2 protein-coding genes are annotated in these 6202 nt (G+C 33.5%); both read left to right on the forward strand.

Going from position 1 to position 6202, the window contains the following annotated elements; translation table 11 throughout:
• Positions 1 to 215: 215 nt before the first annotated feature.
• On the forward strand, positions 216 to 5849 hold the full coding sequence (locus V7122_RS21720; RefSeq protein ID WP_335529024.1) for a phage tail tape measure protein: 5634 nt from the start codon (positions 216 to 218) through the stop codon (positions 5847 to 5849).
• Positions 5850 to 5891: 42 nt separating this feature from the next.
• The coding region (locus V7122_RS21725) for a phage tail domain-containing protein (protein ID WP_335529026.1) at positions 5892 to 6202 on the forward strand (311 nt) is incomplete at its 3' end.

The following is a 6202-nucleotide window of genomic DNA, read 5'->3' on the forward strand; positions in this document are numbered from 1 at the left end:
ACATGGTTTTTCCCTTATAGTTCTCATTATGAAGTTCTTGTAAAACTTTTGTCTTAATTTTCCCTCACTGGCTAGTACTCCCCCTTTATCCTCATAATACTAGCCAAATACTTCCCCTCAATAACTATAACAAATAGGCGTTTATAAGAGATTGCATTTATTTGCGGTCTTTTATAAACGCCTATTTTTTAATATTTTTTAAGGAGTGTATAACTATGTCAAAAGAAAACATGAAAATTCTCATCGTTGGTCATCTAGATGAACAACAAACCACAAGTATTATTAACAAGCAATTAAGACGTATTGAAAAGAATTTAAAACTAAAATTAGGAATAGATAATAAACAATTAGCTGATCTAGTTCGTGATGTTGAAAAAATCCAAAGTAAATTAAACAGGAAAGTAACACCTATTTCTGAAAAAGATACTAAGCAAGCAAAAGTATTCGTTGACTCAATTGAAAAAGCAGTTGAGCAGTATAGTAAACTTGGTCAGGTAAAAGTTAGTCAAAAAATTAATCCAAATACGAAAGAAATTGAAGCCTTTACCTTAGCTGTAACTAAAGCAGATGGGAAATTAAAGGAGTTTCAATTTACACAATCAAAGTTAAAAGGGATTCAAGGAGCAGGAAATTATACTCTTACGGGTGAGTCATTAAAGGATAACACTGCTCAAATTAGAGAAAGACAGTTACAACAAGAACAACAGATAAATAGGCAAATAGAGCAACAGAACCAAAAACTTAAGCACCAATTAGAAATGTATAAACAAGAGGCTAATCTTAAAGCTAGGAATTTAATTAATGCAAATCAAGGTAATAAAAACTTTGATGAAGCATCAGTTAGAAATTGGTTGAATTCCGTTAATGCTTTGAATACTGCTACTCCAAAAGTAAATCAACAAATGGATAGACTTAGAATACAATTCCGAAATATTAATGCGGATGCTCAAGCGTCTTCTAATCAAGTTCGTAATTTTGGAAATACAATGGAAAACGCTTTTTCACGTATGCCAATATATATGGCAGCAAGTGCGGCTATTTTTGCTCCATTTGCCATATTTAATAAATTAATTGATACTCTGTATGTCATTGATGAGAGGCTTGTAACAATTGATAAGGTAACTGAAAACATAAGTATGGCAGATGTTTTCGATAAAGCTTCAGAATCAGCATATAGATTTGGTAGGACAATTGATGGAGCACTAGAGTCATTTGGGGAGATTGTCAAGTTAGGTTTTACTGCAAAAGAGGCAGGTGTACTTAGTGATAATTCTTTAATGATGGCAACTGTAGGAGAGATGAAGGATGTTGATGCGTCTAACTACCTAGTGGCAATAATGCGTCAATACAAGCTTCAAATTGAAGATACAGCTTCAGCAGTTGATGCATTTAATGAACTTTCTAATAAATCAGGTGCAACAGTTCAAGGTCTAGCACAGGGATTGTCTAAATCGTCATCCAGTGCAGCGATGGCTGGAGTTAGTTTTCATGAATTAAACGGTATGATGGCTACAACAATTGAAACCCTAAAAATGTCAGGTAATGAAGCTGGAAACTTTTATAAAACCTTATTTAGTAGATACCTCAGAGAAAGAACACAGTCTGCCTTAAATGAAATTGGCATCCAAACCAAAGAAATGAATGGGGAACTAAGGTCTGCAACTGATGTTTTACAAGATTTATGGAAAGTGTGGGGAAAACTTGATTCCCAACAGAAAAATGCAATCGCTTCTCAACTTGGTGGGGGTTGGCACATTGCAAGAACAACCTCATTGATCGAAAACCAAGCTAGAGCAATGCAAAATACTGAGACTTCAATAAACTCCTATAATTCAGCTCAAAAAGAATTAGAAACTTATCAAGAGGGACTCCGTTTTAAAACCAACAATATGATTGCTAGTTTCCAAGAATTAGCCATGACTGTTGGAGAAACTGGGGCACGAGATGGGATTGTAAAATTCTTAGAAACTGTTACAAGTCTGACTAAAGGATTTACTGATCTAACTGAAGCTACTCATGGATGGAATATAAAGCTTCCAATATTAATTGGATTGGCTTACGGTGCAGTCAAAGCCTTTGGAGCATTAAAACTAGCTATCACAGGTGTCAGAGCATCATTAGGGATATTTAGTGTTGGTCTTGTTGCAGTCGAAACATTAGCCTCTATGTTCATGAAATCAGCAAAAGCAGCAAATTTAAACACTGAAGCCTTAACGGAAATGGCGAATAAAACAAGTGATCAAGTCGTTACATTAGAAGATTTGATTAAAAAATACAATCAGCTAGAGCCACAAGCCGAAAATAATGCAGATAAGCAGAAAGAATTACAAGATGTATTATCAGCTATTCAACAACTAGCACCACACTTAATTGATTCAACTGGGAAGTATGGAGATGCTTTAACTTTAAATAAAGAAAAGGCAGATAACTATATTTCTTCTCTGAAGCAGATGACAAAAGAACAACTAGCACTAGCTAAGTCTGCAAACGAAATTGAATTATCATTGATAAATGTTGATATAGACAAAGAGGAAAAGAAGCTTTCTAAACTAGAGAAGGCTGTTAAAGACTCATTTAATACAATGCAAGAATATCAACAAAAATATGGTGTACAAGGATTACAAGACGCAGAAGAAGAGTATGAAAAACGAAGAGCTGAACTTGCTGAAAGAGCAAGTAAAGCAAGTGATAAAGGAAATACAGATTTATCTGCTAAACTAACTATTGAATTGACTGAAATTCTCAATGAGTATGCTGAATACGTTAGAATTATAGAAGATAAATCAAATAAATTAGAAGAATATACAGAGAAGGTAGGAAATCTTCAGGAATTAGAATCAAAGAAAGATGGTATTGAAGAACGAAAAAAAGCATTAGAAGAATTTATAAAAAGTACGGAAAATGGTACTTTAGCAAATCAAAAGAATACTGATTCACTTTCAAAACTTGCAGGTGGATATTATGACAGTGTAGATGGAATGGATGCAAGTATTGATTCAATGTCCAATCTAGATGACGCAGGTAAAGAATTAATAAATACCTATAATAATTCAATTTCTAATATTGAAAAGTTAAATGGTATTATTAATGACTTAGGGAAAAGTCATAAATTGTCAGCAGATAACATTGGTTTCCTAATGGAGAAGTATGACCATCTTCTACCGTATATAAATGATGAAGCAGAGCTTCGTAAGAGAGTACAAGAGGAAATTGTTAAAGAAGAACAATTAGCAAAGAAAGCGATTCTTTCCAAGTTATCCATGAACGAACAATTTTACAACAGTGTTTTAAAAGCCAATGCATCTTTTGTAAATCAGTTTAAATCACATTATGGTATTGATTTAACTAACTTTAAAAACCTTGCATCTGCCAAACTAGCAGTTGATAATGCTTTACGTGCATCATTGTCTAAAGCTTGGACTTCTTACTCTACTCAAGTTAATAATGCAGTATCTGCGATGAAATTAGCGGCAGGTGGTATTAGCGGTGTAATGTCTGGTTCGTTGCTTCAAGGATTAAATGCAGCAAAAATGGCAGGGGAAGCATATAAGTATATTGTAGCATCTAATGATTTTTCAGGTATATTCCTGAATAGTGTTAATGCTGATATAGGAAGCTCTGGTCTTAAAACTGGCACTGGAAGTAAGAATTCGAGTGGTTCTAGTGGAAAAGATAAAACAGTTGATCCATATCTTTCTGACAAATATGCTCAATCATTAGATGGTCTAAAGTTAAAACTTGAGCAATCTGAACATAAGCAAAGTGAAATGATTGAAACATCTAAGGAATATAGGAAAGAGCTTCAAAATCAAATAAATATACATAATCAACTTATCAAGATTTCCCTTGATGAAAAAGAAAGATTAGAAGGAAGAAACAAGACACTTCAAGCTAATCTAAAGTCAATGGGAGCGTTTAATAAACTATCGAATGAACAAAAAGAAAAATACAATCAAACTGCAAAAGAAATTGATGAAAACAGCAAAGCAGTTAACGGATTATCTTCAAACATTTTAGGTTATAACGAAAAGATTAAAGGATTATCGAATAATTTCCTTAATTCGGCTCTTGATGGATTAATAGAACGTTTGGATAAATCAAATCAAAAATACTTAGATCAAATAAAAATCATTGAGCATCTATTGGATGTATCTTCCGGTAGTGAAGAAGAACAAATAAAACTTCAAGGACAAAAGATTTTCTTGCTTTCCAAACAAAAGAGAGAAATTGAAGATAACATTCGCTTACTAGAATCTCAAAATAAAAACCTAATTAACAATAAAGCAGCTCTTGAGAAAAATGTGAGTGAAACAGAAAAATGGAAAGATGTCTTAATGGGTGTTGAGCAGTCCACCCAAAGTGTTTATGCCAATATTGCTGATAAGGTAATTAATGCACAGAAAGAATTTTATCAGGAAAAACTAAATGCTGAACTAGATGCTTTAGAGAAACGAGATAAAGCTAACCAAGACTCTTACGATAAAGAACGTAAAGCTATGGAAGACAATCATAAGCGACAAATGGGCTTACTTGATAAAGAATTAAAGCAATATCAGAGAATAATTCAAGCTAAATTAGATTCCATTGATAGCCTTGAGTCTGAAAGAGATTATAGTAAAGATTTAGAAAAGCTAACAAGTGAAAAGTTAAAGATTGAATCTCAAATCAACAAGCTTTCTTTGGATAATTCATTTGAGGCAATTGCAAAGAGAATTGAATTAGAAGAACAACTTCGAGACAAAGTTGAGCAAATTGAGGAATTAAAACATAAGCGTGAAATTGAGTTAAGAAAAAACAGCCTACAAGATGACTTGGAACAGAAAACAGAGGAAATTAACAATGCAAAAGATGCTTTACAAGAGAAACAAGATGCTGAAAAGGATCAATTAGAAAAATCTCACAAAGCATTGCAGGATAAACTAAATGCGGACAAAGAAGCCATCCGAAAACATTACGATAACATTATTAATGATGAAAGAAAATGGGCTAAAGTCAGAGAAGATATTATGAAGGGAAATATAAGCAGCCTTACAGGTGAATTAGTTGGATTCTCTAATGATGTTAACCTTAATATGACACACATGGGGGACAGTATCAAAAATAACTTAATTGATAGGTTAAGAGAAGCAATAAGTTTACTGCAACAATTCAGCATAATGGGGGCTGGTGGATTTCAAACAGGTATTAACATGCCAAGTAATCCAAAACCTTCTACGGGAGGTAGTGGATCAACGGGAGGAACTACATCACCTGCACAACCAGTCATGTGGAATGGCTTAGAATTCAAGCAAGGACAAATTGGCATGGTCACAGTTGATAAACCAATTAACCTATGGAAGCGAAATAATGGGAAGTTGGAAATGGTAAGAATACTCCAAGCAGGAGAAAAATATCGTGTTTACGGCTATGACAGTCAATTTGGCGGTCAATACGATGTGGGCGGAGGAAATTGGGTTACAAACATGCCTTCTCACATTAAATATCAGACACCGAGTACTGACTTACTTAAGAAGATTCAACCCTTTGACACTGGAGGATATACAGGAGATTTTAAAGGTGGAAAACTAGGAATACTTCACGAGAAAGAATTAATTCTTAATCAAGGACAAACAAAAGATTTCTTAAAAGCCATGACAGTTCTCGATGGATTAAAGAATTATCTTCCTAAACTTAATACACCTACCGTTAATTCCAGAAAAGAAGACTTACCACCAACTGAAATAATTCAAATCCAAGAAGTTAATGTCCATAAACCTCATGATATGGATGACATAATAAGACAGGTAAAAGGAAAGGTTTTTGGTAGCATTTCAAATGATGCCAAACGTAGAGGAATTATTATTAAATAATCATACATATCACAAACTTAAATCAAAAGGAGTGAAAACATAATGATGCAGTGTACAGAATTTTATTATGATGGGATTCATTCATCCGATATGGGAATCATACACGTAACTACACAAAGTGGCTTGTATGATGAAACTTTTATGGCAACAAAAATAATTAATGAAGATAGAATTCGTGGACAAGATGTATCCTACTTAAACAGTGTTGAGTATGAACCTCTCTCATTTACTCTTGAATTGTATTTTGAAAATGGAATGTCAGATGATGAGTGTTTTAGAGTTGCACGTTGGTTAAATCAAAAATATTATAAACCATTCTATACGCTTGATAATCCTGAGCGTATTTTTTATTG

The organism is Bacillus sp. JJ1532 (assembly GCF_036965085.1).
Classification (GTDB): Bacteria; Bacillota; Bacilli; order Bacillales; family Cytobacillaceae; genus Cytobacillus.